General features: G+C 72.8%; 22 protein-coding genes. 14 read left to right on the top strand and 8 right to left on the bottom strand.

Annotated features, from left to right (window positions below; translation table 11 throughout):
• Positions 1-78 precede the first annotated feature (78 nt).
• Positions 79-477 carry an STAS domain-containing protein gene (locus AC6CKD_RS08635; RefSeq protein ID WP_498326251.1) on the top strand — a complete coding sequence of 133 codons (399 nt, stop codon included), beginning with the start codon at positions 79-81 and terminating at the stop codon, positions 475-477.
• 139 nt (positions 478-616) lie between these two features.
• Positions 617-1,066: an SRPBCC family protein gene (locus AC6CKD_RS08630; RefSeq protein WP_498326249.1), complete on the top strand. Its 450-nt coding sequence runs from the start codon at positions 617-619 to the stop codon at positions 1,064-1,066.
• A 132-nt stretch (positions 1,067-1,198) separates the two neighbouring features.
• Here AC6CKD_RS08630 and AC6CKD_RS08625 read toward each other — a convergent pair whose 3' ends face one another.
• Positions 1,199-1,951 (bottom strand): AfsR/SARP family transcriptional regulator, encoded by a 753-nt coding sequence (locus AC6CKD_RS08625; RefSeq protein WP_498326248.1) that lies wholly within the window; start codon positions 1,949-1,951, stop codon positions 1,199-1,201.
• 319 nt (positions 1,952-2,270) lie between these two features.
• Between AC6CKD_RS08625 and AC6CKD_RS08620 the strand changes: the two genes are divergently transcribed.
• From AC6CKD_RS08620 to AC6CKD_RS08600, 5 genes are all read left to right on the top strand, one after another.
• Positions 2,271-2,540: a StsA-related sactipeptide RiPP gene (locus tag AC6CKD_RS08620; protein ID WP_498326246.1), complete on the top strand. Its 270-nt coding sequence runs from the start codon at positions 2,271-2,273 to the stop codon at positions 2,538-2,540.
• Positions 2,541-2,610: 70 nt separating this feature from the next.
• The gene (stsB, locus tag AC6CKD_RS08615) at positions 2,611-4,110 is read left to right on the top strand and encodes a StsB family radical SAM/SPASM domain sactipeptide maturase (RefSeq protein ID WP_498326244.1); all 1,500 of its coding nucleotides are present in this window, start codon (positions 2,611-2,613) and stop codon (positions 4,108-4,110) included.
• Positions 4,091-4,432, top strand: a complete 342-nt coding sequence (locus tag AC6CKD_RS08610) for a PqqD family protein (RefSeq protein WP_498326243.1) — start codon at positions 4,091-4,093, stop codon at positions 4,430-4,432. Before stsB ends, AC6CKD_RS08610 begins: the two co-directional genes overlap by 20 nt.
• The gene (locus tag AC6CKD_RS08605; protein WP_498326242.1) at positions 4,429-5,859 is read left to right on the top strand and encodes an NAD(P)/FAD-dependent oxidoreductase; all 1,431 of its coding nucleotides are present in this window, start codon (positions 4,429-4,431) and stop codon (positions 5,857-5,859) included. The genes AC6CKD_RS08610 and AC6CKD_RS08605 overlap by 4 nt, the downstream gene beginning before the upstream one ends.
• Positions 5,856-7,718, top strand: coding sequence for a S9 family peptidase (locus AC6CKD_RS08600; RefSeq protein WP_498326241.1), 1,863 nt, complete (start codon positions 5,856-5,858; stop codon positions 7,716-7,718). The genes AC6CKD_RS08605 and AC6CKD_RS08600 overlap by 4 nt, the downstream gene beginning before the upstream one ends.
• Positions 7,719-7,749: 31 nt before the next feature.
• Here the strand turns inward: AC6CKD_RS08600 and AC6CKD_RS08595 are convergent, their stop codons facing one another.
• The 6 genes from AC6CKD_RS08595 to AC6CKD_RS08570 form a co-directional block, all read right to left on the bottom strand.
• A complete protein-coding gene (locus AC6CKD_RS08595) occupies positions 7,750-9,033 on the bottom strand; it encodes a helix-turn-helix domain-containing protein (RefSeq protein ID WP_498326239.1) in 1,284 nt (427 codons plus the stop codon).
• Positions 9,034-9,115: 82 nt separating this feature from the next.
• Complete coding sequence (locus AC6CKD_RS08590) at positions 9,116-9,754, bottom strand: GAF domain-containing protein (RefSeq protein ID WP_498326237.1); 639 nt, start codon at positions 9,752-9,754, stop codon at positions 9,116-9,118.
• Positions 9,751-10,671 carry a S8 family serine peptidase gene (locus AC6CKD_RS08585; RefSeq protein WP_498326236.1) on the bottom strand — a complete coding sequence of 307 codons (921 nt, stop codon included), beginning with the start codon at positions 10,669-10,671 and terminating at the stop codon, positions 9,751-9,753. Before AC6CKD_RS08585 ends, AC6CKD_RS08590 begins: the two co-directional genes overlap by 4 nt.
• Complete coding sequence (locus AC6CKD_RS08580) at positions 10,662-13,784, bottom strand: AAA family ATPase (protein ID WP_498326234.1); 3,123 nt, start codon at positions 13,782-13,784, stop codon at positions 10,662-10,664. Before AC6CKD_RS08580 ends, AC6CKD_RS08585 begins: the two co-directional genes overlap by 10 nt.
• Positions 13,785-13,790: 6 nt before the next feature.
• On the bottom strand, positions 13,791-14,264 hold the full coding sequence (locus AC6CKD_RS08575) for an aroma-sacti cluster domain-containing protein (protein WP_498326233.1): 474 nt from the start codon (positions 14,262-14,264) through the stop codon (positions 13,791-13,793).
• Between the two features lie 31 nt (positions 14,265-14,295).
• Entirely contained in the window at positions 14,296-15,117 is an 822-nt protein-coding gene (locus tag AC6CKD_RS08570) for an MvdC/MvdD family ATP grasp protein (RefSeq protein ID WP_498326231.1), read from the bottom strand.
• A gap of 388 nt (positions 15,118-15,505) precedes the next feature.
• Here AC6CKD_RS08570 and AC6CKD_RS08565 point away from each other — a divergent pair, with 388 nt between their 5' ends.
• The 5 genes from AC6CKD_RS08565 to AC6CKD_RS08545 are packed head-to-tail and all read left to right on the top strand — an operon-like array spanning position 15,506 to position 20,518.
• Entirely contained in the window at positions 15,506-16,447 is a 942-nt protein-coding gene (locus AC6CKD_RS08565; RefSeq protein WP_498326230.1) for an ABC transporter ATP-binding protein, read from the top strand.
• 4 nt (positions 16,448-16,451) lie between these two features.
• The gene (locus AC6CKD_RS08560) at positions 16,452-17,261 is read left to right on the top strand and encodes an ABC transporter permease (RefSeq protein WP_498326228.1); all 810 of its coding nucleotides are present in this window, start codon (positions 16,452-16,454) and stop codon (positions 17,259-17,261) included.
• Positions 17,262-17,280: 19 nt separating this feature from the next.
• Entirely contained in the window at positions 17,281-18,495 is a 1,215-nt protein-coding gene (locus AC6CKD_RS08555; protein ID WP_498326227.1) for a YcaO-like family protein, read from the top strand.
• Positions 18,495-19,886, top strand: a complete 1,392-nt coding sequence (locus AC6CKD_RS08550) for a TfuA-like protein (RefSeq protein WP_498326225.1) — start codon at positions 18,495-18,497, stop codon at positions 19,884-19,886. Before AC6CKD_RS08555 ends, AC6CKD_RS08550 begins: the two co-directional genes overlap by 1 nt.
• Positions 19,887-19,939: 53 nt before the next feature.
• Complete coding sequence (locus AC6CKD_RS08545) at positions 19,940-20,518, top strand: DUF6434 domain-containing protein (protein WP_498326224.1); 579 nt, start codon at positions 19,940-19,942, stop codon at positions 20,516-20,518.
• On the opposite strand, the gene AC6CKD_RS08540 is transcribed toward AC6CKD_RS08545, so the two are convergent.
• A complete protein-coding gene (locus AC6CKD_RS08540; protein ID WP_498326308.1) occupies positions 20,499-21,752 on the bottom strand; it encodes an MFS transporter in 1,254 nt (417 codons plus the stop codon). The genes AC6CKD_RS08545 and AC6CKD_RS08540 overlap by 20 nt on opposite strands.
• Positions 21,753-21,815: 63 nt before the next feature.
• On the opposite strand from AC6CKD_RS08540, the gene AC6CKD_RS08535 reads away from it, so the two are divergent.
• Together AC6CKD_RS08535 and AC6CKD_RS08530 are read left to right on the top strand one after the other, a co-directional pair.
• On the top strand, positions 21,816-22,568 hold the full coding sequence (locus AC6CKD_RS08535) for an AraC family transcriptional regulator (RefSeq protein ID WP_498326222.1): 753 nt from the start codon (positions 21,816-21,818) through the stop codon (positions 22,566-22,568).
• Between the two features lie 82 nt (positions 22,569-22,650).
• Positions 22,651-24,393, top strand: a complete 1,743-nt coding sequence (locus tag AC6CKD_RS08530; RefSeq protein ID WP_498326221.1) for an FAD-dependent monooxygenase — start codon at positions 22,651-22,653, stop codon at positions 24,391-24,393.
• Positions 24,394-24,408: the final 15 nt, after the last annotated feature.

Raw genomic sequence — 24,408 nt, 5'->3', positions numbered from 1 at the left:
ACACCTGACCCGTGAATCAGCACCGAGTCGGGCCACAGTCATCGCGGAACAGGCCCGTCGATCCTAGGAGTGATCACCATGACCGGACACTCTCCCCGGGAGGCCGACAGCACCGGCATCCCCGTGGAGGTCCACGACGACACGGTCACCATCCAGCCCGTCGGCGAGATCGACGTCGACACCGCCCCCACCCTGCAGAGCGCGCTCACCGGAGCACTCACCCACGCCACATCGACCCGGCCCGTGGTGGTCGACTGCAGCCGCCTCACCTTCTGCGACTCCGCCGGACTCAACGCCCTCCTCGCCGCCCGGCTCGCGGCGCAGGCCACCGGCACTGTCATCCGCCTCGCAGCCCCCAACGACCAGCTGGCGCGCCTGCTGGAAATGACCGGCACCCGGTTCCTCTTCCCCACCGACGCGCACCCGCCCACCGACGGCCACGTCCTGCGAGCCCACCCGGACGGCCGGCCTCGGTGACGCCGGCGGCGGTCCACGCACGAAGCGGGGGTGTGCCCGCGCCGGTCCAGGGCAGGTGCAGCGACGGGGTGCGGCATCACGGACTCCGCCCCCGCACCAGTGCCTCCTGCCGCAGGCCCCTTACCGGAGAGGACGTGTCATGTCGCAGGTGAAGGAATCCATCGAGGTCGGCGTCCCGGTCACCACCGCCTACAACCAGTGGACCCAGTTCGAATCGTTTCCCCAGTTCATGGCCGGGGTGGACCGTGTCGAGCAGCGGACCGACACCCTCACCCACTGGGTGACGAAGGTCAGCGGGGTGGAGCGGGAGTTCGACGCCGAGATCACCGAGCAGATCCCCGACACCAAGGTCGCCTGGACCGCCGTCGGCGGCGAGAGCGAGCAGTCCGGAGTCGTCACCTTCCGGCCCATCGACCCCGTGCACACCGAGGTCACCCTGCTGATGCACTTCGATCCGGAGGGCATGGCCGAGAACATCGGTGACAAGCTCGGCTTCGTCGACCGTCAGGTCAAGGGCGACCTGAAGCGGTTCAAGCAGTTCATCGAGGACCGCGGCGCCGAAACCGGCTCCTGGCGCGGCAGTGTCTGAACCATCCCCGCCGGATCAGCGGCCAGGCCTTGCCGTCCCGGACGGCAAGGCCTTCGGCGTTCGCGGCGGCTGCGGTGCGCGGGATGCGGGATGCGGGTGCCGTCGTACCGGCGGCGGCGCGACGGCGCCCGGTCAGAACTCCGTCGCCAGGGCGAGCTGCCGCTCGCGGTCCTGTCTGAGCAGTCGGGGGATGGCCCCGCTCGGCGCCACGCCCAGTTCCGCGGAGAGCAGCTCCTGGTAGCCGCGGTAGCGGCGGTGCGCGTCGGCCACCTCGCCGACGAACAGGCACGATTGCACGGCGATCCGCCGGGGCCCCTCCCGCAGCGGGTCGGCCTGGGTCGCGGCGTCGGCCAGCTCGAGCACCGCGGAGTGCTGCCGGCTCTGGAGGAACCTCTCGGCGAGGCGCTCCAGCGTCTGGACGCGCTGGAGCCTCCACTTCTCCTGGAACGGCACGAGCCAGTCGTCGTCCCAGTCGTTCAGCAGCGGGTGGCGCAGCAGGCTCCACGCTTGCGGCAGCCGGTCCTCGGCGGCCGGCGTCCCGACCGCCCCCGACACCGCCGCGATCAGCCGGGCCGCCGCCCGGTGGTCCACCTCTACGTGATCGGCGAGGGTGATGGTGGTGTGCGAGGCCCGCAACAACCCCCCGGCCGTGGCCTGGTTCAGCCGCCACAAGGTCTGGCGCAATCGGGCTCCCGCTCGGTCCGGCGGGGCATCGGGCCACAGTCGGGCAGCCAGATCGGCGCGCCGCAACGGGCGGTCGCTGAGCACCAGGGCCGCGACGAGCCGTTGCTGGATGTCGCTGAGATCGGTGACCCGCTGGTCGGTGCGGCAGACGAAGCCTGGCAACAGCGATATGTGCACGATGCCTAAGCCGGTGGGATTCATCGCACCTCTCGGGTCGTCCGACGGGCCGCCGGGCCGACGGTCGCCGGGTGGGCGCTCCATTGATCCCGTTTCCACGTTCGCTTCACATGAGCTTCACAACTGCCGTGGTATGAGCGTGAGGCAAGGCCTGGAGATCGTCAACACCCGTGCGCGGCGCGTTCCCGCCGTCCCGGTCCCCTGTCGCAACACGCCCCGCCCGCGCTGCGTATGTCCCCTTCGTCGCTCCGGCACAACCCACATTCGTGGGGTTGTTTCACGGGTCCGCCGCGCGCAGTCTCGGTTGCGTCCCCGATCGAACGCGACAGCGAAAGGTGGAAGCATGACCTTCAATGCCCTGGAGTCCCTGCGTGCGGCCGGCATGATCGGCGGCACGATGGCGCCCGCTCTCGAAGAGTTCTACGCCAGCCTGACCCCCGAGGAGACCAAGGTCCTCATCTCGACGAAGAACCGCCTCGCGGCGATCCTGCCCGACGTGGTGGCGCACTCCCAGGACTGGACCTCGCCCGAGGCCACCAAGGAGGGCTTCGACGCCGCGATGCTGTGTGCCTGCGCCATCTGGTCGGGATCCGGCCAGGCCGACCCCAACTGACCGTTCACAGGCGGGGCCCGGCGGTCACTCGCGTCGGGCCACGCCTGTGCCAGCCCAGAGAGGAGGCGGGATGCGCGGGAATCTGGTCCGGAACCTGTCGTTGTTCGAAGTCCCCGACGACCTGACGTACTTTCTGCACGACGAGAACCACCTCGTGGTCAACCCGGAGGTGGCCGCCCGGTGCGTCCTCACGGGACGTGAGTTCCGGGTCCTCGAAGCCCTGGCATCCGCCCGGGCGCGCGGGGAGCAGCCGCGGCTGGAGCAGGACGGCGAGACCGAACGCGTCCTCGCCAAGCTCATCCTGAACTGGATCGTGTACTTCAACGGCAACAAGCCCAAGGTCAGGCTGGGCGAAGCGCCCCTGGGCATCGCCTACTACGCCATCACGGACGGCTGCAACCTCCGCTGTCCCTACTGCTACGCCTCGTCGGAGAAGTGCCTTCCGGGAGAGCTCGACACCGCGGAGTCCCTGGACCTGGTCTCGCAGATCGCCGACTTCGGCGCCGCGACCATCGTCTTCACCGGCGGCGAGCCGATGCTCCGCAAGGACCTGTTCCAGGTCGTGGAGCACGCCAAGAACAGCGGCCTGAAGGCCAACGTCATCACCAACGCGACGATGATCCGGACCGAGGCGAAGGCCAAACGGTTCGCCGAGCTCTTCGACGCCGTCACCGTGAGCCTCGACGGAGGTACGGCCGAGACCCACGACCGCACCCGCGGCAAGGGGGCCTTCGACAAGACCCGCCGGGCGATCCAGCTCCTCAACGAGGCCGGGGTGGCGCCGGCCATCAACCACATCGTCACCTCGGACAACGTCCACGAGCTGGAGGACTTCGCCTCCTTCCTCGACGGGATCGAGATCCACAGCGTCCGCCTGATGAACCACAACGACCTGGGCCGCGGCATCGGCGACGAATACGACTTCGGCTGGCAGGACCACCTGCGCGTGCAGCAGCTCGTCTGGACCTCACCGGTCGCGGGCAAGCTCAAGCCGGACGGCCCGAGGCCGGTCACCGCGTGCTCGGTCAAGGGCAACTGCGGAATGGGCGGGAACGAGATCTACGTCAACTCCCTCGGCGACGTGTACCCGTGCAAACTCATCACGGGAAAGGGGGAGTTCGCCGGCAACATCAGGAAGCAGCGGCTGTCGGAGATCTTCGCCAGCCCGGTACTGACCTCCATGCGCAGGAGCACGGTCTACGGCGGGGAGTTCCACGCCGACTGCGAGAAGTGCTACATCAAGGCGAACTGCGGCGGCGGCTGCCGGGCCGCGCACATGTCGGAGTCCGGGGACCCGCGGCGCAACAGCCGCCACCTGTGCCGGATCCTGCGGCACGGCGTCACCACGCAGCTGTGGCAGGAGACCGGTGTGACCCGCGCGGAACTGGCGCTGAACGAGGCTGAGATGACCGTGCCGCGGCTGGTCGCCTCCGGGGAGGTGCACGAGGCCTACGAGCAGTGGAAGACCTACGTCCGCCCTCCCGCGACCGTGCCCGCGATCAAGGTGGGCGAACTGATTCCGATCATGCCGGTGAACAGGAGGCTGGGAGATGTCCCTGCACATCAGTGACGCGGTGATCTGGCAGGAGACCGCGGACGGCATCTCGCTCTACCACAGCGAGTCCGGCGACTTCCGCACCCTGAACGCGACGGCCGCCCAGATCTGGGCGCTCGTGGAGAGCGACGGGGACCGGGAGACGGTCATCAGGAACCTGTCCCTGCTGTTCGCGGGGCACAACCCGGTGATGACGGCCCGCATCCGCGCGGACGTGGACGCCTTCATCAGCTCCATGGTCGAAGCCGATCTGCTCCTGGAGACGGAAGCCGTAACACAAGCCGAAACGCAAGCCGGAACGCAAGCCACCCGGAGCGAGCCGGCCGCGCGGTCATGACCAGGGCCGTCGTCCTCGGCGGAGGCTTCGCGGGGGTGCTGGTGGCCAAGGTGCTCTCCCAGCACGTCGACGAGGTCACCGTCGTGGAGGGCGGCCGGTACCCGGCCGGTCCGGGCGTCCGGACGGGGCTGCCGCAGGCGTTCCACAGCCACGTGCTGGTGACCGCCGGCGCCGAGGCCCTGGACACGGTGCTCCCGGGAACGCTGGAGGCGCTCCTCGCCCGGGGGGCGCACCGCCGGGGCCTGCCGGACGGCGCACTGATCCTGAGCGCGGACGGCTGGTTCCGCCGCCACGAGACCGGCGCCTTCATGGTCTCGTGCAGTCGCTGGCTGATGGACCACGTCATCCGGCAGCGGGCCCTGGCCGGCGGGGCGGTCACGGTGCGGGAGCGCACCCGGGTCCTGGGACTCGTAGGAGACGCTTCGCGCGTGACCGGTGTCCTGGTCGCGGGCGAGGACGGCTCCGGCGAGACCCTCCGCGCCGACCTCGTGGTGGACGCGACCGGCCGGCGCTCGCGGGCCGGGCGGTGGCTGACCGCGATCGGCGGACCCGGGGTCGAGGAGGAGGTGGTCGACCCGGGTCTGGCGTACTCCACCCGGATCTACCGGGCGCCCCCCGGCCTCGCCGCGGACCTCCCGGCGATCATGGTGCACCCGCGGCCGGAAAAGGGCCGTCCGGGGTACGGAGCCACGCTGTTCCCCATCGAGGACGGCCGGTGGATCTTCACCCTGACCGGCACCCGCGCCGCGAGACCGCCGGTGGACGAGCCGGGATTCACCGACTGCGCGCGTGCGCTGCGCTCGCCGATCGCGGCGGAGCTGCTGGCCGCGGCCGAACCCCTCGGCGGTGTACGGCCGTTCCGGGCCACCGCGAACCGCCGGAGGTTCTTCGAGCGGCTGCCCCTGCCCGAAGGCTTCCTGGTCGTCGGCGACGCGCTGACGGCGGTGAACCCCGTCTACTCGCACGGGATGTCCGTCGCGCTGCTCAGCGCCGTGCGGCTGGACCGGGAGCTGGCGGAGCGCGGCGCCCGGCCCTGCGTGCTGCCCGTGGTCCAGGCCGCGGTGGCGGAAGTGGCCTCCGAGTCCTGGCGGATGGCGATCGGACAGGACCGCGTACGGGGCGCCGCCACGGAGGGGCTCGTGTCCACCCAGGGACCCGCGCCCGCGGAGCGTCCGCTGTCCGCCGCCGCGCAGCGGATGAGGGCCAGGGCGTCCCAGGCGGTGCTCAGCAGCCCGGCGCTGATGACCCGGCTGTTCCGTGCCCAGACGCTGGCCCCCTCACCGGCGGCTGCCCCGGCGCCCGCCGCCGGCCCTTCGGCCGCCCCTCCGCTGGACACCGACGAGGCGGTCGCGCAGTTCCCCGTGCTCCGCGACTGGTGGTTCTCGGAGCGCGGCGTCCGGCCGTCAACCCCGGGAAGGGAACCGTGACCACGCGAGACGTACCGCTGATCCCGCACTCCGTCCTGTTCGGCAACCCGTCCTACCTGGTGCCCGAGATTTCCCCGGACGGGACCCGCCTCGTCTACCTGGCACCGGACGACGGCGTACTGAACGTCTGGACGGCGCCGGTGGACCGGCCCGAGGAGGCGAAGCCCGTCACGTACGACCGGGGCCGCGGCATCCGGACGTACGGCCTGTGCCACGACGACCGGACCCTCTTCTACCTGCGCGACCGGAACGGCGACGAGAGCTGGCGGGTCCACCTCGTCGACCTGGTCACGGGCCGGGAGCGCTGCGCCACGCCCTTCGACGGCGTCCAGGCACGTGTGCTGGCGCACAACCGGTGGCACCCGACGACCGTGCTGATCGGGCTGAACAAGGACCGGCCGGGGCTGCACGACGTCTACGCCCTGGATCTGCTGACGGACCGGCTCACCAAGGTCGCCGAGAATCCGGGGTACGTGAGCTGGATCGTCGACACCGACCTTCGGGTGCGCGGCGGAACGGTGATGAAGCCCGACGGCGGCCTGGCCGTATTCCTCGACCCGCCGGACGGACCGGGGCCGGCGGACGGCGCCCCGGCCCCGCCCTGGCTCGACGTGCCCTACGAGGACGCCATGGGGACGCGAGTCATCGGCTTCTCGCGCGACGGCGCCACCTGCCACCTCCTCTCCTCCATCGGGGCCAACGCCACCCGGCTGTTCGCCGTCGACCTCGCGAGCGGACGGCGGACGCTGCTCGCGGAGGATCCGGTGTACGACGTCAGACAGGTCGAGTTCGACCCGGTGAGCCGTCGGCCTCAAGCGGTGCTGTTCGCGAAGGACCGCGACGAATGGGTGTTCCTCGACGAGGAGTTCGGCAAGGACCTCGGCCGGATCCGCGCCGAGCTCGCGCTCCTGTCGGTCGACGGCGAGGTCTACGTGGACCGCACCGACCGCGGCGAACGGCTGTGGACGGTCTCGGTGGTGACCGGAGCCGGACCCGTCCTCTACTACGTCTACGACCGCCCGGCCGGGGAGCTGCGCTACCTCTTCAGCCACCAGCGGGAGCTGGAGGCGTACACACTGGCCAGGATGGAGCCCTTCGCGTTCTCCGCGCGCGACGGGGTCACCGTTCACGGCTACGTCACCTGGCCGCCCGGCGCCGAACGCGCGGGGCTGCCCGCGGTGGTGAACGTGCACGGCGGGCCCTGGGCCCGCCACACCTTCGCCTTCGACGAGGAGGCGCAGCTCCTGGCCAATCGCGGCTACGCCTGCGTCCAGGTCAACTTCCGCGGTTCGACGGGCTACGGGAAGCGCTTCCGCAACCTGGGCGCCAAACAGTGGGGCGCCGCGATGCAGACCGATCTGCTCGACGCCGTCGCCCACCTCGTCGCGGGCGGCGGGATCGACCCCGCGCGGATCGCCATCATGGGCTGTTCGTACGGGGGTTACGCCGCGCTGGTCGGAGCGGCGTTCCACCCGGAGGTGTTCACCTGCGCGATAGACCTCTGCGGTCCGTCGAACCTGCTGACGCTGCTGGCGGCCGGGGCGCCCTACCGCACCGCACTGCGCTCGTTCATGCACGCCCAGGTGGGGGACCCGGAAACGGAGCGCGCCATGCTCTGGGAACGCTCACCGCTGTCGCGGGTCGACGAGATCCGCATCCCCGTCCTGGTCGTCCAGGGCGCCAACGACGTGCGGGTGCCCCAAGCGGAGGCCGAACAGATCGTCGCGGCGCTGGAGGCCAAACAACTCCCGTACGAATACCTGCTGTTCCCCGACGAGGGTCACGGCCTGGCCAGGCCCGCCAACCGGCAGGCCTACTACGCCGCGGTCGAGCGGTTCCTCGCGGAGCACCTGGCCTGAATCCACATCAGGCTCCACATCAGGCTCCACATCAGGCCAGGGCCGCCCGCACCAGGTTCGGCAGGTGCAGGCGGGTCTCCGCCTCCTCGTGCGCGGCCCGGACGAACCCGCCGCCCGTCAGTGCGCCGAAGCCCTCGACCACCTGGTTCATCGACCGGTGCAGGGCTTCGGCGGCCTCGCAGACGGTCAACGGGCGGTCAAAACGGGCCAGTTCGTGAAGGAGCGCGCGATGGACGGGGTCCAGTCGCTCGACCCCGGACCGGATCGGGCAGCCGATCGTCCCGGGAACACCGGCGGGCCGGGGGGCCGCCGGCAGTTCGAGCAACTCGGCCGCGGGCATGTCCGCGAGCCGGCGCAGGCTCAGCACCCCGCACCGCGCGGCCGCCGCTTCCAGCGCGGCCGGCAGGCCGTCCAAGGTCCGGCACAGCCGCACCACCGCCCCCGCGTCCGCCCCACCGAGTACGAACCCCGGCCGGATCTCCGAGAGCCGGTCCACGAGCAGCCGCACCGACGGTACGCCGGCCAGGGCGTCCAGGGAGCTCGCCGCCTCCCAGTCCGGCCCGGGAACGGCCAGCGGCGCGAGCACGGTCCCCTGGACGCCGGCCACGTTCCACGGCGCCCGTGACGTACTGACCACCCGGATGCCGGGGCAGTACGCCAACAGCTCCTCCACGCCGACCGGATCCCGCGCGTCGGCGACCCCGTCGAGCACGAGCAGCACCTCGTGCCGGCCGATGAGCCTGCACACCGCGGCCACGTCCTGGGCACCCGATTCGACGAGCAGGCGCAAGGACCGCAGCAAAGGACCGAACGCCGTGCCGTGACCGGCGGGGGCCACCGTTCCCGCCCCGATCCACAGCACCGGCCAGCCCCGCCGGGAGCTCAGCCGCGCCGCCGTCTCCGCCGCCACCCGCGACTTCCCCACGCCCGCGAGCCCCGAGAGGGAGATCAGCCGGCGGTGATCCGACTCCAGGGCGCCCACCATCGCCCGGACCTCCACGTCCCGCCCGAGAAGGGCGTTGACGGACCTGGGTACCGCCGGGAAGGGATCGGCACCGCCCGGAGCCGGCCCCCCGCCGCCCCGGCCCGCGCTGACGAAGAGCTCCCGCGCCAGGCCCTCCAGCCCCAGGGCGTCGGCGAGCAGCCGGACGGTCTGCATCCGCGCGTTCACCCGGCCGGACTCCAGGGCGCGGATCGTCCGCGGGCTGATCGTCGACAGGTCGGCCAGCGTCCGCTGGGTGAGCCCGGCCTGCACGCGCTTGAAGCGGAGCAGTTCGGGAAACGACGGAGCCTCGGCCTCGGCACGGTGGACCATAGGCCAGGAGGGTAGGAGGGGCCCGTTCCGTCCGCGTCTCCGGTGCGTCGCCGGCACGTCTGCGCTCCGTCTCCGTCGGCCGTCAGACCACCTTCGAACTGGGGTGCGCACCCCGGTCCAGCAGGTCCAGCGAGATGCTCAGCAGTGAGACGGCCAACGGATCGGACGCGTCCATCACCGCGTGCTCCGACAGCCGGGCCACCAGCTCTCCCATGCGCGGGCCCGCGCTCGCGGCCTGCTCGCTGCGCCGCAGCAGCGCGAGGCTCAGGGCCGCCTGCGTGGCGAGCAGGCCCAGCAGTTCGATGTCGTCGAGCTCCCGGCCGGGGGCGTCCGCGTCGTGGGCGTGGCGGTCCAGCACCTCGATCACGCCGATGCACTCACCGTCCGCGATGAGCGGGGCGGCCATGATGCTCGCGGGAACGTACCCGGTGGATGCGGCGGCGTCGCGGGCGAACCGGTCGGTCGCGGCCACGTCGTCCGTGATCAGCGGCTGCCCGCTGGCCGCCACCCAGCCGGCGATGCCGGTCCCGGGCTCGAAGCGCCTGCCGACCAGGCCCTGTTCCCCTTCGCCCGCGACCGCCGCGAAGATCAGCTCGCCGGTGTCGGGGCTCACCATGAACACCGAGGACGCGGCGGCCCCGTAGATGTAGCGGGCCACCGTGACGACAGACTGCAGGAGCTGACGTTCGGTGGCCATCAGATCGTGTGGCCAGGGTTTCATCCTTCTCCGCCTCCTTCTCCTTGGACCGATGTCTCGTGGATCGGTGCGTTGTGGATCGCTGCGTCGACCGATACGTTCGCGGCGCAGTGGTACAGGACGCTCTTGAGCTGGAACGGCGTGAGCCACGGATGTTTGCTCAGGACGAGGGCCGCGATCCCGGCCATGTGCGGAGCCGCGAAGCTGTTGCCGGTGTTGCGGACCGTGCCGCCGCCCAGGCTCGCCACCGGTACGCGCACCCCCCGGGCGCGGAACTCGACCGGGGGCGCGGCGTTGTAGTAGAAGCGCATGCCGTCCGGCTCGGCGTGGCTGGCGACCGAGATCACCGAGGCGAAGTTCCAAGGGAAGCTCTCGATCGGCAGGTTGTGCGCCGCCGCCACGACCGCGGTGCGGCGGAAGTAGGCGCGGTCGCACAACTCGCCCAGCCGGTCGCGGAATTCGATCCTGCTCGTCGACAGGCTCATGCTGACGACATCGAAACCCTCCTCGATCGCGAAGGCGAGTCCGGCGATCAGCGCCGAGGCGCTGCCGGCCCTCCCGTCGCCGAGCACCTTGAGCGAACTGAGCGAGACCCGGGGCGCGATGGAGCGGATGATCCCCGCGCAGGCCGTCCCGTGCCCGGCGCTGTCGAGCGGCTCGCACTCCTCCACGCGCGGAGCCCGGCCCTCGGTGCTCACCACCTGCCAGGCCCGCTCGACCCCGCCGATCAGCGGGTGCGCCGCCTGGACGCCGCTGTCGAGGACGCAGACCCGTACGCCCTCGCCGGTCGCGCCCTCCCAGGCCCAGCGCGGGCCGATCCCCTCGAACAGGGCCGTCGGCAGGGGCTCGCCGGGGTCCCCGCCGGCCGGCATGCTCCACGCGGGCATCCCCGACGCGTGCGGCCGCCGCTCGCGCCGCCAGGGCGCGCCGTTCACATCCATGCTCGTACCGCCTCCAGCGGCTTCACCGCGCCGACGGCCGCGTAGCTGTCGGCGGCCAGAGCGGCCATGGTCCGGGCCTCGGCCCCCTCGCCCAGGCACCGGTGGGCCCGGGCCAGGTCGAAGCAGACCTCGCCCCGCAGGCACGGATCGTCGATGTCCCGGAGCAGCCGCAGCACCTCGGCGCGCACCGGCTCGGCGCGGCCCTGCGCGGCAGCACCCAGTACGGCGGCCGACAGGCACAGGATCCGCCCGCGGACGTCCATCTCCGCGCGCCGCGCCAGCAGTTCCGCGATCCGGTGAGCCGCCTCGTCCGGCCGGCCGCGGTGGGCGCACTCGCGGGCCGCCTGCACCCGCATGGTCAGCGCGACCGGTACGTAGCCGGCCTGTTCGAGAGCGTCGGCCGCGCCGCGGAAGCGCCGCTCGGCCTCCGCGTGGTCACCGTCCAGCGAGGCGGCCAGCGCGGCCACTTGATCGACCAGGACCCGCCCCATGGTCAGCCGGAGCTGTCCGACCACGGACTCGGCCTCGGCCAGCGCCGAGCGGGCGCCGGTCCGGTCCCCGGTCAGCGCCAGACAGCGCGCGCGGGCGGCCAGCGCGGGCAGGGCCAGGAACCGGTCGGCGGCGAACCGCTCCAGGAGCTCCGCGCATCCCGCGAGCTTCTGCGCCATCGGACTCGGCGACCACTGCCGGATCTCGCACAGGGCCACCAGCAGGCGGTCCTCCTCGTACGCGTCACCGACCTGCCGGGCGTGGGCGAGCGCGGCGCACGCCGCCTCCTCGGCCGCCCCGAACCGGCCGTGGTCCAGGTGGACCAGCATCCGCAGCTGCTCGAAGCGGCACCGGGCGGACGGGTCGGTCCCCTCGCCGTCGAGCGCGGCCCGCAGCCGCTCCACGTCGGCCGCGGTGACCTTGCCGAGGCGGGCCGCCAGCAGGTGCCGCTGCACCCGGACCAGGGCGGGGGCGGACGCGGTGTCGGTCCCGGAGGCGGGTCCGGAGTCGGACCCGGAGGCGGTTCCGGACCGGATGTCGGGCCACGCGCCCTCCTCCACCACCTCCAGCGCGCCCCGGGTGTCCCCGGAGAGCATGAGGGCGTCGCTGAGCCGGACGGCCGCGACCGACCGGCACCGGTCCGGCCCGCCCCGCGCCAGTACGAGCGCCCGTCCGAGCAGCCCGATCGCCGTCGGCACATCACGCTGCCGCAGCGCCACGGTGCCCTCGCCCAGGAGGGCCCCGGCCGCCTGCCGCGCCAAGTCCGGCAGCTCCGCATCGTCCGGGCGCAGCCCCGCGAGGAGGCGGGTGGCGGCTTCGAGGTGGAAACCGGGACTGAACCCGTGCTCGGCCAGCCGCCGGTGCCAGGAGACGCGCTGCTCCTTCTCCAGCCTGCCGTACGCCACTTCGTGCACCGGCTGCTGGACGAAGCGGTAGCCGCCCTCCTCCGCCGTGGCGTGGAACAGCCGCTGTCCGGCGAGCTCCGCGACGGCCGCCGCCGGCGCCGGCTCGCCCAGCAGCGCGAGCTGCTCCAGGGTGAACGAGGGGCCGATCACCGAAGCCGCGCCCAGCAGCCGCCGGCCCGGCGCGGGCAGCCGGTCGATCATCGCCCCCACCATGGCGGTGATGCTCGGCGGCACCTCGTCGACGGTCCGGCCGTTCCTCAGCCAGTCCATCATCAGCCGGATGTACAGCGGATTGCCCGCGCTGTACACCGCGACCCGGTCGACCTGTCCGGCCAGGTCGAGCCCGTGCAGCTCCACCTCGTCGCCGCTCCCGCGCCCGGCCAGCGAGACCGCCAGCCGCGCGCTGTCGGCCGGGACCAGCGCCCCGACCTCGATCACGTCCGCCCCCCGCGACCCATCCGCCCGCCGCGACCCATCCGCCCCCCGCGACCCGTCCGTCTCCTGTGACCCATGCGCCTCCTGCGACGCATCCGTCTCCCGAGACCCGGAGCCCTCCCTAGACCCGGAGCCCTCCCGCGACCAGGGGCCTTCCCGCCCCGCGAGTTCCGGTCGGGACACGCAGACCATCAGGAGGGGGAGGTCCCGCAGACCGTCCATCAGCTCGCCGATGAGCCGCAGGAGCGACTGCCCGGCCCACGCGAGGTTGTCCCACACCACGACGAGCGGGCCGGACGCCGCGGCGGTGAGCAGCTCGCGGGTCGCCCAGGACACCTCCTCCACGCCCGGACCCGGGACCGCACCGGCCCGCCGGGGGAGCGAGGCGTCGCGCAGAGCCGCGAGCACTCCGGCGATCCGCTCGTCCGCCCGCAGCAGCTCCGCGCAGGACGGCACCCGCCGGGTCAGCGCGTCCAGCATTTCCACGAGCGCCCCGTAGTTCCCGTCCGTTCCGTAGGACTGGCAGCTGCCGAACACGGCGACGGGCCTCGCCCCGGCCGCGACGAGATCCTCCACGGCCTCCCGGACCAAGCGGGTCTTGCCGATGCCCGGCGGTCCGAGCACGGTGACCAGTTCCGCGCGCCGCTCCCGGGCCACCCGGTGGTAGACCCGGCGCAGCCGGTGGCGTTCGGCGGCGCGGTCCACCATGAGGGACCCCCCGTCGGCTCCCTCGGCGGCGGCCTCACCGGTGACCACCAGCACCGGCACCGGCTCGGCCTTGCCCTTCAGCGCCACCGGCGGCACCGGGGCCATCGTGTAGTGCGGACGGGCCAGGTGCGCCACGGTCTCGTTCACGATGATCTCCCCGGCGACCGCCAGCGACTGGAGGCGCGCTGCGAGGTTGACCACATCGCCGACGACCCGGATGCCGGCCCGGGCCGAACGCGTCACCAGCGCCTCGCCGGCCGCGATCCCGCAATGGACCTCGACCGGAGCCGCGTCGGTGGCGGGCGTGCGCAGGCCACGGACCTCGGCGCGGATCCGCATGGCCGCCCGCAGCGCCCGCGGGGCGTCGTCCTCCTGGGAGGTATCGGCTCCGAAGACCGCCATGACGGCGTCGCCGATGAACTTCTCGACGACCCCGCCGTGTTCCTCCACGGCGGCCGAGCAGATCTCGTAGTACTCGTCGAGCAGCCGCTGCAGCGGTTCCGGGTCCACGCGCTCGGCGAGCCGGGTCCAGCCGACCAGATCGAGGAAGAGCACGACCACCAGTCTCCGGCTCATGCGCGCTCAGAGCAGCTTCAGGTCGTGCGCCCATACCTCGGCATCCGTACCGGAATCCGCCTCGACCAGCCGGAGCTGCACCGCTACGACGACCGAAGTCTCCTCCTCGGTCAGGCCCGCCAGCACCTCGCGTTGTGCGGCGCTCAACTGGTCGACCGGAAGCCCGGCTTCGCGCAGAGCGGTCAGAGGGTCGAACACGTCACCCACCCCTTTCACGGGGCCGCACGGCGGCGGCCACACATCGATCGGCAGGAGCCGGTGGACGTAGCAGTAGGCCACCAGCTCCGCCCTGTTCCTGCAGTTGAACCGGTCGAGCAGGACACTGATCTCCTCGCCCACCGTGTGCCTGCTCAGGCGCAGCGCACGGGCCACGCGGTCGGTCGTATGACCCCGCGCCACCAGGGCCACGAGCACCAGGCCCCGACCGGAGATCTCGGCACCCCGTACCGCCGTCACCGGCGCGAGTTCCTCACGACGCACTCCTCGCAACGCACTCCTCACGGCGCACTCCTCACGACGTACTGCGTACGAACAGCTCACGGACCATGACGGCGGCCATGAACGAGACGCCGTGCCAGCGCGCCTTGCGTTCGAACCAGAGCCAGTCCCCGTCCGGGTTGGCCTCCAGGAACACCGGCTCCCCGGTGTCGGACACGAGCAGGTCGAACGCCCCGTAGCGCAGGTTCCACGCGGCGCACAGGGTGCGTACCGCCTCGGCCGCGGGGTGGGGGCAGTCGACGCGCGTCACGGTGACGCTGTCGGGATCCGTCAGCAGGCTCGACGGATCGGGCTTGCGGACCTCGAAGGCGCAGATCCCGCCGTCGAGGTGATAGACGCGCAGCTCACGGGCGTGCGCCACGTACTCCTGGACCACGACCGGGCGCTCTCCACGGGCGCCCGGGGCCGGTCCGGGGCCCTGTTCCACCGCCTCCCGGCCCACGACCGAGGGCAGGCAGGCCTTCCAGTTCCGCCGGTCCGGCTCGAACAGCCGGAAGTCCGGAGTCTTGACGACGAGGGCCGCCGCCCCCACCTCGCGCGCGCCCGCCGCCACGTCGTTGGTGACGACCGTACGGGGCGTCCGCACGCCCAGCCTGCGTGCTTCCACGAGCTGGCCCGGCCCGACGACCGTGCCGCCGGGAAGCCCGGCGCCCGCCGTGGAGGCCACCTGCCGGAGGAACCCGGACCAGGTTTCCGCCCGCAGCGGAGTCATCGAACCCGCGGGCCTGGCCTGCGCCAGCAGGGCGCAGGCCGAACCGTGCCGCACCCAGACCACGGCCGGCCGGACCCGGCGCCCGGCGATGTCCAGCAGGCCGGTGTCCACATCGAGAACCATGGACGTCGACGTGAGTTCGTCCTGCCGGATCAGTATCGCCGGAGTTTCCAGAGGCCCCGTCAAAGCATCGCGAACGACCTCCAATTCACGGCCGCCCGCGCAATTCACCAGAACCACAACGGATTGGCCGTCGCGGTCTTCCGCCTGTCCCGAACGGCTCATGCTGCGAATGTTAGCCAACGAGGCCGTGCAGGAGGCGGCAGAACGGAGGCAGTTCCCCGGCAGCTTGAGCGGCGGCCGCTTCCGTGCCGTTCCGCGGGCGTAACGTCCAGCCGCAGCAACCCGATCGGAAGTCCCCGAGAATCGCGAACCGGAGAAACTCCAACCGGAGAAACGCGAGCGGGAGAAACACCAAGAGGAACATCGATCACATTGCGGAGGGCGGACCGTGGCGAATGGTGTGGTGAACGCCGAGGAACTGACCAAGCGTTACCGCGGGAAAGAGACGCCGGCAGTCGACCGTATTTCGTTCGACATCGCCAAAGGCGAGACCATCGGGCTGCTGGGACCCAACGGTGCCGGAAAGACCACCCTGATGAAGATGATCTGCGGCGTCACCCCTCCCACCACCGGGCGGATCCGGGTGTTCGGCGTGGACCCGGCCCGCGACCCGGTCGCCGCCAAGAGCGGCATCGGCGCGATGCACCAGTCCGCCCCTTACGACGAGATGCTCTCCGCCCTGGACAACCTGCTGATCGCCACCCGCTTCAAGGGTCTGTCCTGGCGCACCACCCGCCCCTGGGCGATGGAGGTGGCTGAGTACCTCGGTCTGGGTGACCACCTGTCCCGGCTCGTCTTCCAGCTGTCCGGCGGACAGCGTCAGCGGCTGCAGCTCGTACGGGCCCTGCTGACCATCCCCGAACTCCTCATCCTCGACGAGCCCTCGGCCGGACTGGACGTGGCCGGCCGGCACGAGATCGAGCGCTTCGTCCGGTGGCTCCGCGAGGAGTTCGGCATGACCGTGATCTGGACCAGCCACATCATCCAGGAGTTGGAGCGCAACGCCCAGCGGGTCCTGGTCATCAACAAGGGCAAGGTGGTCCGCTTCGCCGAACCCAGCGAGCTGGTCCGGGAGTTCGGTGGAGCGCACCTGCTGGTCAGCGTCGACGACGCGGTCGCGGCCAAGGTCGTCAAGGAGTGGGCGGCCACGGCCGGACTGGCCGCGACGGCGCAGGACGCCGAGGTGCGCATCGAGAACGCTCAGGTCCGGGACGTGCTGCCGCAACTCTCCCGGCACTGCCACGACTCCGGGGTCGCGATCTCCGGAATCTCCACCGTCACCGACTCGCTGGAGCAGGTCTTCCTGCGCATGACCGGGAACGAGGGCTGAGACCGTGGCCGACCTGGGATTCAAGACCACCGCACCGGTCCCGTCGGGGAAGCCGGCGGACTTCACCGCCGTGTTCTACCGCGAGTACGCGCTCCTCGCCCGCAACAGGGTCAACCTCATCCTCGGCCTGACCCCCATGCTCGTCTACCTGCTCCTGGTCAACACCTCGCTGGGCAACGTCGTCGGGAACATCACCTACCGCGGCGAAACCCTCCCCTTCGCGGTCTTCCTGCTCCCCATGGTGCTGGCCATGTCGGTGGTCAGCGCCTCCGGGACGACGGGCATGGCGATGTTCCAGGAGGAGATGAGCGGGGTGTCGACCCAGCTCTGGAGCTGGCCGCTGCGCCGCTCGCGGTTCCTGGCCGGCAAACTGCTGGCCGGGGTCACGCTCGTGCTGGCCCAGAGCCTGCTGGCCCTGGCCGTCGCCGCGGTCCTCTTCGACTACCCGTTCCACGCGTCCCACTGGATCTGGCTCCTGCTGGCGCTGGTGCTGTCGTCGGTGGCGTTCAACGGGATGTACCTCGCGGCGGCCGTCCTGATCCGCGACTACCGCACCTTCATGGTGCTCACCAGCGTGTCGGTGCCCGTCCTCGTCTTCGCCGCGCCCTCGCTGTCCACCGCGCAGCAACTCCCCACCGTGCTCCGGTGGATATCGACGGTGAATCCGGTGTCGTACGCCGTCACCGGCATGCGCGACGCCGCGATCTTCGGCCTGGGCAAGGCCTGGCCCTCGCTGGTGGTGCTCGCCGTCGTCGCGATCGTCGCCAACTTCGTAGCCGGACGGGCGCTGTTGCGGCGCACCCGGAACCTCTGACCCGCAGGAGCTCCCCACCGTGCAGACCGAGGACACCGTACAGACCGGCGACCCCGCGCAGACCGAGGACGCGCCCCTGGCCTGGCTCGCCACACCGGCGGACCGCTCCGTGCTCCGCCTGCCGGGCACGGACCGAGCCCAACCACCACGAGCCACCTGGGAGATGGCGACCAGAGCGGCGGCCAGGGTGGGCGTCACCCGGGTCGCGGACATCACCCGGCTCGACTCCATCGGCATCCCCACCTTCCAGGCGATCCGGCCGCTCTCCAGGACGCTCGCCGTTTCCCAGGGCAAGGGGATGACCCCCGAACTGGCCAGGCTCTCCGCGGTGATGGAGTCGGTCGAGACCTGGCACGTGGAACAGCCCGCCCCACCCGCACTGACCGCCACCCCCCGCCAGCTCCGTACGCAACTGGGTTACGGGGTGGCCGCGTTGCCGCCCTCCGCGCCGAGCCTGCTGCACGAGGGGCTGCCGCTGGACTGGGTGGCGGCCAGATCGCTGGTCGACGGAGCGCGGACCTTCGTCCCCGTGAACGTCGTCCGGCTGACGCTGGAGGAGCACACCGACTGGCACCCGCCGGTGTTCTTCGAGTCGACGAACGGCCTGGCCAGTGGGAACACCCGGATCGAAGCCGCTCTGCACGCGCTCTGCGAGGTCATCGAGCGCGACGCGATGACGGCCGCGGTCACGCGGGGCGGAGAGATGGGCGTACGCGTCGACCCGCGCTCCCTGGGGTCGCCGGCGGCCGACGAGCTGTGCACGCTGATCGAACGGGCCGACGTCACCCTGGAGGTCCGCCACGTCCCGTCGCCCACCGGCCTGCCGTGCTTCCTGTCCTGGGTGGCCAGCGAGGAGTACCCGGCGCCGATGTTCGGCTTCGGCTGCCACCTCAGCCCCGAGATCGCCCTTACCCGCGCCGTTTCCGAAGCGGCCCAGGCCCGGCTCGCCTACATCTCGGGTGCCCGGGACGACCTCCGGGAGGACTTCGGGCAGGCGGACACCGGCCGACTGCGGAGCGCGCGGTCCGGCCCGGCGGCCGCCGACATCAGGGGCCTCGTAGAGGATCCCGTTCCGCACGAGAGTCTGGCCGGCGCCCTCGCCGACGTGGTGCGCCGGGCGGCCGCCGCCTTCTCCCATCCGCCCCTCCTCGTCGACCTGACGCGCGAGGAGATCGGGGTCCCGGTCGTCAAGGTCGTGGCTCCGGGGAGCCGCGTATGCCCGGAGGTGCTGTAGTGAACGGGTCCAGCGTGAACGGGTCCAGCGTGAACGGCTCCGGCCTGAGCGGGTCCAGGGCGAGCGGGCCCAGGGTGATCGTCTACGCGGGGCCGACGATCTCGGCCGCCGACGTCCACGCGGTGCTCCCGGAGGCGGACGTACGGCCGCCCGCGGGCCGGGGCGACCTCCTCGCGGAGCGGTGGCGCCCGGGAGACGTGGTCGTGGTCGTCGACGGCTACTTCCGGGAACGGCGCTCCGTCGGCCACAAGGAGATCCTCCAGGTGCTCACCGAGGGTTCGGAGGTGATCGGCACCGCGAGCATGGGCGCACTGCGGGCCGCGGAACTCGCCCCCTGCGGCATGCGGGGCCTCGGCGCCGTCTTCACCCTGTACGCCTCGGGCGAGATCGACGGGGACGACGAGGTGGGGGTCCTGCACGGCCCGGCCGAGATGGGGTACCCGGCGCAGACCGTGGCCCTGGTGAACCTCCGCTACGGCTGCGCGGAGGGCGCGGAGACCGACCTGATCCCGCCCGAGGCCGGCCGCCGGATCGTGGCGGCGGCCGCGGCGCTGCCCTTCACGCACCGGGGCTGGAAGGACATCGAGCAAGCGCTCGACGAGCAGGACCACGACTCCCTGCGGACGCTGGAGGAGATGATCGCCTCGGGCGTCTGGGACCTCAAACGGCTCGACGCCATGGCGGCGCTGCGCGCGATCGCGAGCCGGGGCGCCGTGACCCCCGGTCCGGTGGCGCCCGAGGTGCCCTTCACCGGCATCAGCCGGACCCAGTCCCTGGTCCGCCGGACCCGCCGGGAGCACGCTCCCGGCCGGTGGATGTCGGACCTCGACGTCCTGGACGCCGCCCGGCTCTTCGACGCGGGCTACCCCGCGCTGCACGAGGAGGTGCTGACGGGCCTCCTGGAGGAGCTCGCCGGCGCCCGGGGCATGACCCTCGAAGGGTACGCACGGGCCAAACTCGGGCTCGACGGCCGGTCGCCGCTGCCGGACTCCCTCGCCCGCTGGTTCACGGAACAGGAGCGGGACGGGCTGCCCGTCGCCGACCGGATCCGGCTCCTCATGGTGCGGGTGTGGCCGGTGTGGCAGTCGGTCGACTGGCGTCCGGCGGTCCTGGCGCGCTTGCGGGACTCCGAGCGCTGGGAAGAGTGGTGCACTCTCGTCGTCCGGGCCGACGCGGCAGCCGAGGAGACCCGGCCCAAGCTCGTGGTCCCGCCGCCGTCGATGTGCGCGAAGCTCTTCCTGCGCCACTGGAAGGGGCACGGCACCTCCCCGGAGGTCGAAATGGCCCGCCGGGGGTTCGCCGGCCTGGACGGGCTCGGCGCGGCGGTCCCGAGGTTCTTCGCCCTGGACGTCCTGCGGGGCCGCGAGCGCCGCAAGGCTGCGGAGGGTTGACCCCGCGCGGGCGCGGGCGGCGACGCGGGCGGTGAGGAGCCTAAGATGGGAACATGAGTGCGAATGAAGGCGAAGTGCGGCCCGCTCCGAGTCCGGAGCTGAGCGGGGCGGAGCTGGCCCGCTGGTACTGGACGCTGGCCGAACTCACCGCGCTGGCACGCCGGATGGGCCTTCCGGCCGGAGGCGGGAAGGCGGCGGTCACGGCGCGGATCGCCGCCGCGCTGGACGGGCTCCCGGCTCCGGCCGCCGGCCGTCCCGCCCGCGGTGCGGGCCGGCAGCTCGCCGCACCCGTGGACGGTGCCAGCGTGATCCCGCCGGGGCAGCGGTGCAGCCAGGTGCTGCGGGAGTTCTTCGTCCGGGAGATCGGGCCCGGCTTCCACTTCGACGCCTTCATGCGGGATTACGTCGCCCAGGGCGCGGGACGCACCCTCGCCGAGGCGGTCGCGCACTGGCACGCCACCCGGGCGGAGGCGTCGCGACCCCAGGAGATCGGGACCCAGTTCGAGCTGAACCGGTTCCTCAGGGACTGGCACGCCCGCCACCCCGAGGGCACCCGCCCGCAGGCCCTGGCCGCCTGGCGGGCCCACCGCTCCAGCCCCCGGGAGGCCGCCGTCACCCTCGGGCCGCAGTGAGCTCCGGCTCCGCGGGATCCGGCTCCGCGGGCTCCGGCAGGCGCTGGGCCAGGGCCCAGGCCAGCAGGGGGAGCGCGGCCAGCGGGAGCAGGGCCGTGCGCAGCGAGGCGGCGTCGGCCGCCGCGCCGATGAGGGGGCTCGCGAGGCCGCCCACGCTGACGGTCAGCCCCAGGGTGACCCCGCTCGCCGTGCCCATGCGGGTCGGCAAGTAGTCCTGTCCCAGGGTGACTTGGAGGGAGAACGGAACGTACAGCGCGGTGGCGGCCAGCGCCGCGCAGACGTACACCAGCGGCAGCGGCAGGAAGAGGATGCCCGCGACGGCCGGAACCACCGCCGCGTAGGCGCGGTGGACGGTGGTGACACGGCCCCAGCGGGCGGCCAGCCGGCCGCCGAGGAGGGTGCCGCCGGCGCTCCCGGCGAAGAGGGCGAACAGGGCAACGGCGCCGGCGGTCTCGCCGCCGCCGCGCTCACGGACGTACAGCGCGATGAAGGTGCTCAGGCCGGTGAAGACCACCGAGCGCACGACGACCACCAGGGAGAGCCGCAGGAAGGCCCGCCCGTCGTCGCGCGGGTGCCGCGCCGGGGCCGGGGGCGGGGCGGCCGCCGCCCGGTGCACGGCCGAACGCTTCGCGGAGGGCGGCCGGTTGAGGACGACGCCCAGCGCCGCCGGGGCGGCCAGCAGCCACCACCCCGCCGGGCCCGGCAGCGCCAGCGCGCCGACGACCAGCAGCGGGGCGCACGCGAAGCCGACGTTGCCGCCGAGCGCGAACCAGCTCATCGCCCCGTGCCCGGGCCCGCCCACCGTACGGACCAGCCTGGCGGCCGCCGGGTGGTAGGCGGCGACGCCCAGCCCGGACAGGGCGACGGCGGCGAGGGTGGCCGCGTACCCGGCGTCGAGTCCGACCAGTGCCACGCCCAGCCCGGCCGCGGCGGTGGCCAGCGGGATCAGCCAGGGCATCGGCCACCGGTCGGTGAGCGCCCCGAACAGCGGCTGGACCACGGAGGAGAGCAGCGAGGCGGCCAGCACGATGGCGGACGCGGCGGCGTACCCGTACGAGCGCTCGGCGACGAGGAACGGGACGAGTGCGGCGACGGCGCCCTGGTAGACGTCCACGCACGAGTGGCCCGCGGCGAAGGCGGCCGTACGGAGCCGGGTCGGGGACGGGGTCGGGGACGGCGCCGAGGTCGGCGTGGGCGCCGGTATCGGCGGTATCGGGGTCGGGGTCGGTTTCATCGAGGTCACCGGTCGAGAATCGCTCTCGCCGACGGTGGCCCGCTTCCGATAAATTGCCGGGTGATGCAGAAAATCCGCCACACCCCGCGCGCAGCGACGAGCATCCGGGAACTCGACACCCACCACGGCATCGATCCGCACCGCCACGACGACCACCAGATCTGCTACGCGGGCTCCGGCGTGCTGTCCGTCACCACCGACGCCGGCACCTGGGTGGCCCCGACCACCCGCGCCCTGTGGATCCCCGCCGGGACCGTACACGAGCACCGGGCCTTCGGCCGCGTCGACCTGCACTCCGTGGGCCTGCCCACCCGCCTCAACCCGCTCTCCCTCTCCGCGCCGGCCGTGCTCGCCGTGGGCCCCCTGCTGCGCGAGCTGATCCTCGCCTACACCCGGGCACCGCAGGACGGCAGCGCCGAGCGGCGCCGGATTCTGGCGGTGCTGCTCGACCAGCTGAGGGCCTCGCCGCTCCAGCCGCTGCACCTGCCCGCTCCCTCCGATCCCCGGCTGGCCGCGGTGTGCGCGCTGCTGCACGCCGACCCGGCGGATCCGCGCGGGCTGGCGGAACTCTCCGCGCAGGCCGGGGCCGGGGCGGGGGAGCGGACCCTGAGCCGGCTGTTCCGCGCCGAGCTGGGCATGACCTTTCCGCAGTGGCGGACCCAGCTGCGCCTGCACCACGCGCTGCGGCTGCTGGCGGTCGACACGCCCGTGACGGCGGTCGCGCACCGCTGCGGCTGGTCCTCGGCGAGCGCGTTCATCGACGTCTTCCGCCGGGCCTTCGGCCACACCCCGGGTACGCACGGCAAGGTGGGCTGACCCTTCGCCTGGCCGTACGCGTCCCGCCGGGTCAGCATGGTGGGAGGAGACCGGTTCGGGGCCGGGCGGTTGGGAGGAACCCATGGCGCACACCCCGAGGACCGACGTACTCATCGCGGGCGCCGGTCCGGTCGGCCTCAGCGCGGCCGTGGAACTGCGCCGGCACGGCGTGCGCTGCCGCCTCGTCGACCGGCTGCAGGCCCGCCTCCCGTACGCGAAGGCGGTCGGCATCCAGCCGCGCACCCTGGAGATCTGGGACCGGATGGGCCTGGCCCGCACCGTCATGGAGGCCGCCGCGCCCCTGCGCGGCCAACTGATCTACGTCAACGGCACCGAGCGCGCCCGGATCGAGCTCGGCCTGCCCCCCGAAGTGCCGTACCGTTTCGCCGCGCTGCCGCAGTACGAGACCGAGCGCATCCTCGAAGAACACCTCGCGACGCTGGGCACGGTCATCGAACGCGGCACCGAACTGCTGTCGTTCACGCAGGACGGGGACGGGACCGCGGGCGGCGTCACCAGCCTCCTGCGCACCGCGTCCGGCGGCGAGGAGGAGCTGCGCACCGGCTACCTCATCGGCTGCGACGGAGCGCACAGCACCGTGCGCAAGAGCCTCGGCCTCTCCTACGAGGGCGGGGCCTTCGCTGAGGAGTACATGCTGGCCGACGTCGTGAGCGACTGGGACCTGCCCGACGGGTACGGCCTGCGGTCCGTGCACCAGGGCGCCGACGGCTCCACCGACGACGTGCTGGTGTGCGTCCCGCTGCCGGGCCGGGGACGCTACCGCATGTCCATGCGGGTCCCGCCCGAACTCTCCGCGCAACCGTCCGAGGGCGCGGCAAGGGGATCGGCAGGGGGATCGGCAGGGGGGCCCGGAGCGGGCGACGGCGTGCTGCACGGACTGGAGGGGGGCCGGGTCCCCGAGCTGTCCCACATCCAGGCCGTCGTCGACCGCCTCGCCCCCGCCCCGGCCACGGTCTCCGGCATGCGCTGGTCCTCCGTCTTCCGCATCAGCCACCGCATCGTCGACCGGTACGGCGACGGGCGCGTCTTCGTCGCGGGCGACGCCGCCCACATCCACCCGCCCACCGGTGCCCAGGGCATGAACACAGGGATCCAGGACGCCTGCAACCTGGCCTGGAAGCTCGCGCTCACCCTCCGGGAGTCGGCCGGGCCCGCCCTGCTCGCGAGCTACGACGCCGAACGCAGGCCCGTCGGCGAGGAGGTCGTCGGCCGGACCGTACGGCACGCGACCCAGGGCATGGAGAGCGAAACGGACGATCCGCGGACCATACTGCTCCGCGAGGCCCAACTGCTCGTCGGCTACCGCGACGGACCGCTCGCGGGGCGTCCGTTCGGCCCGGCCGACGCACCACAGCCCGGCGAACGGGCCCCGGACTGCACCGGGTTGACCCTGCCGATCGCCGCCTACCCGTCACGGCTGCTCGACGTCCTGCGCGGCCCGGCCGGCCACGTGGTGCTCCTGTACGGGGCCGACGGCCCGGCCTTGGCGGAGGCCGCCGACCAGGCCCGGGTCGCGGGCCCGGCCCTGGCGGCGGGCGGTGCGGGCGGCGCGGACGGCGACGCCGCCGGCCCGCGGACCTTGGCCGTCCTCGCCCGCGAGGCCGCGGCCGACGCGTCCGTCGGCCTGCCCGTCCCCGGATACCGGGACGCCGCGGGGGAGTTCGCCCGGCTGTACGGCGCCGACGGCCCGACCGGATTCCTCGTACGCCCGGACGGCTACCTCGGCGCCCGCTTCCCGCTGTCCGCCACGGCGACGGCCCTGTCCGGCTACGTCGCCGCGCTCTCCGGCGCGGACCCGGCGTAGGCCGTGGTACGCGCC

This window comes from Streptomyces sp. GQ60 (assembly GCF_059758875.1).
This window is presented reverse-complemented; position numbering and strand designations above follow the sequence as displayed.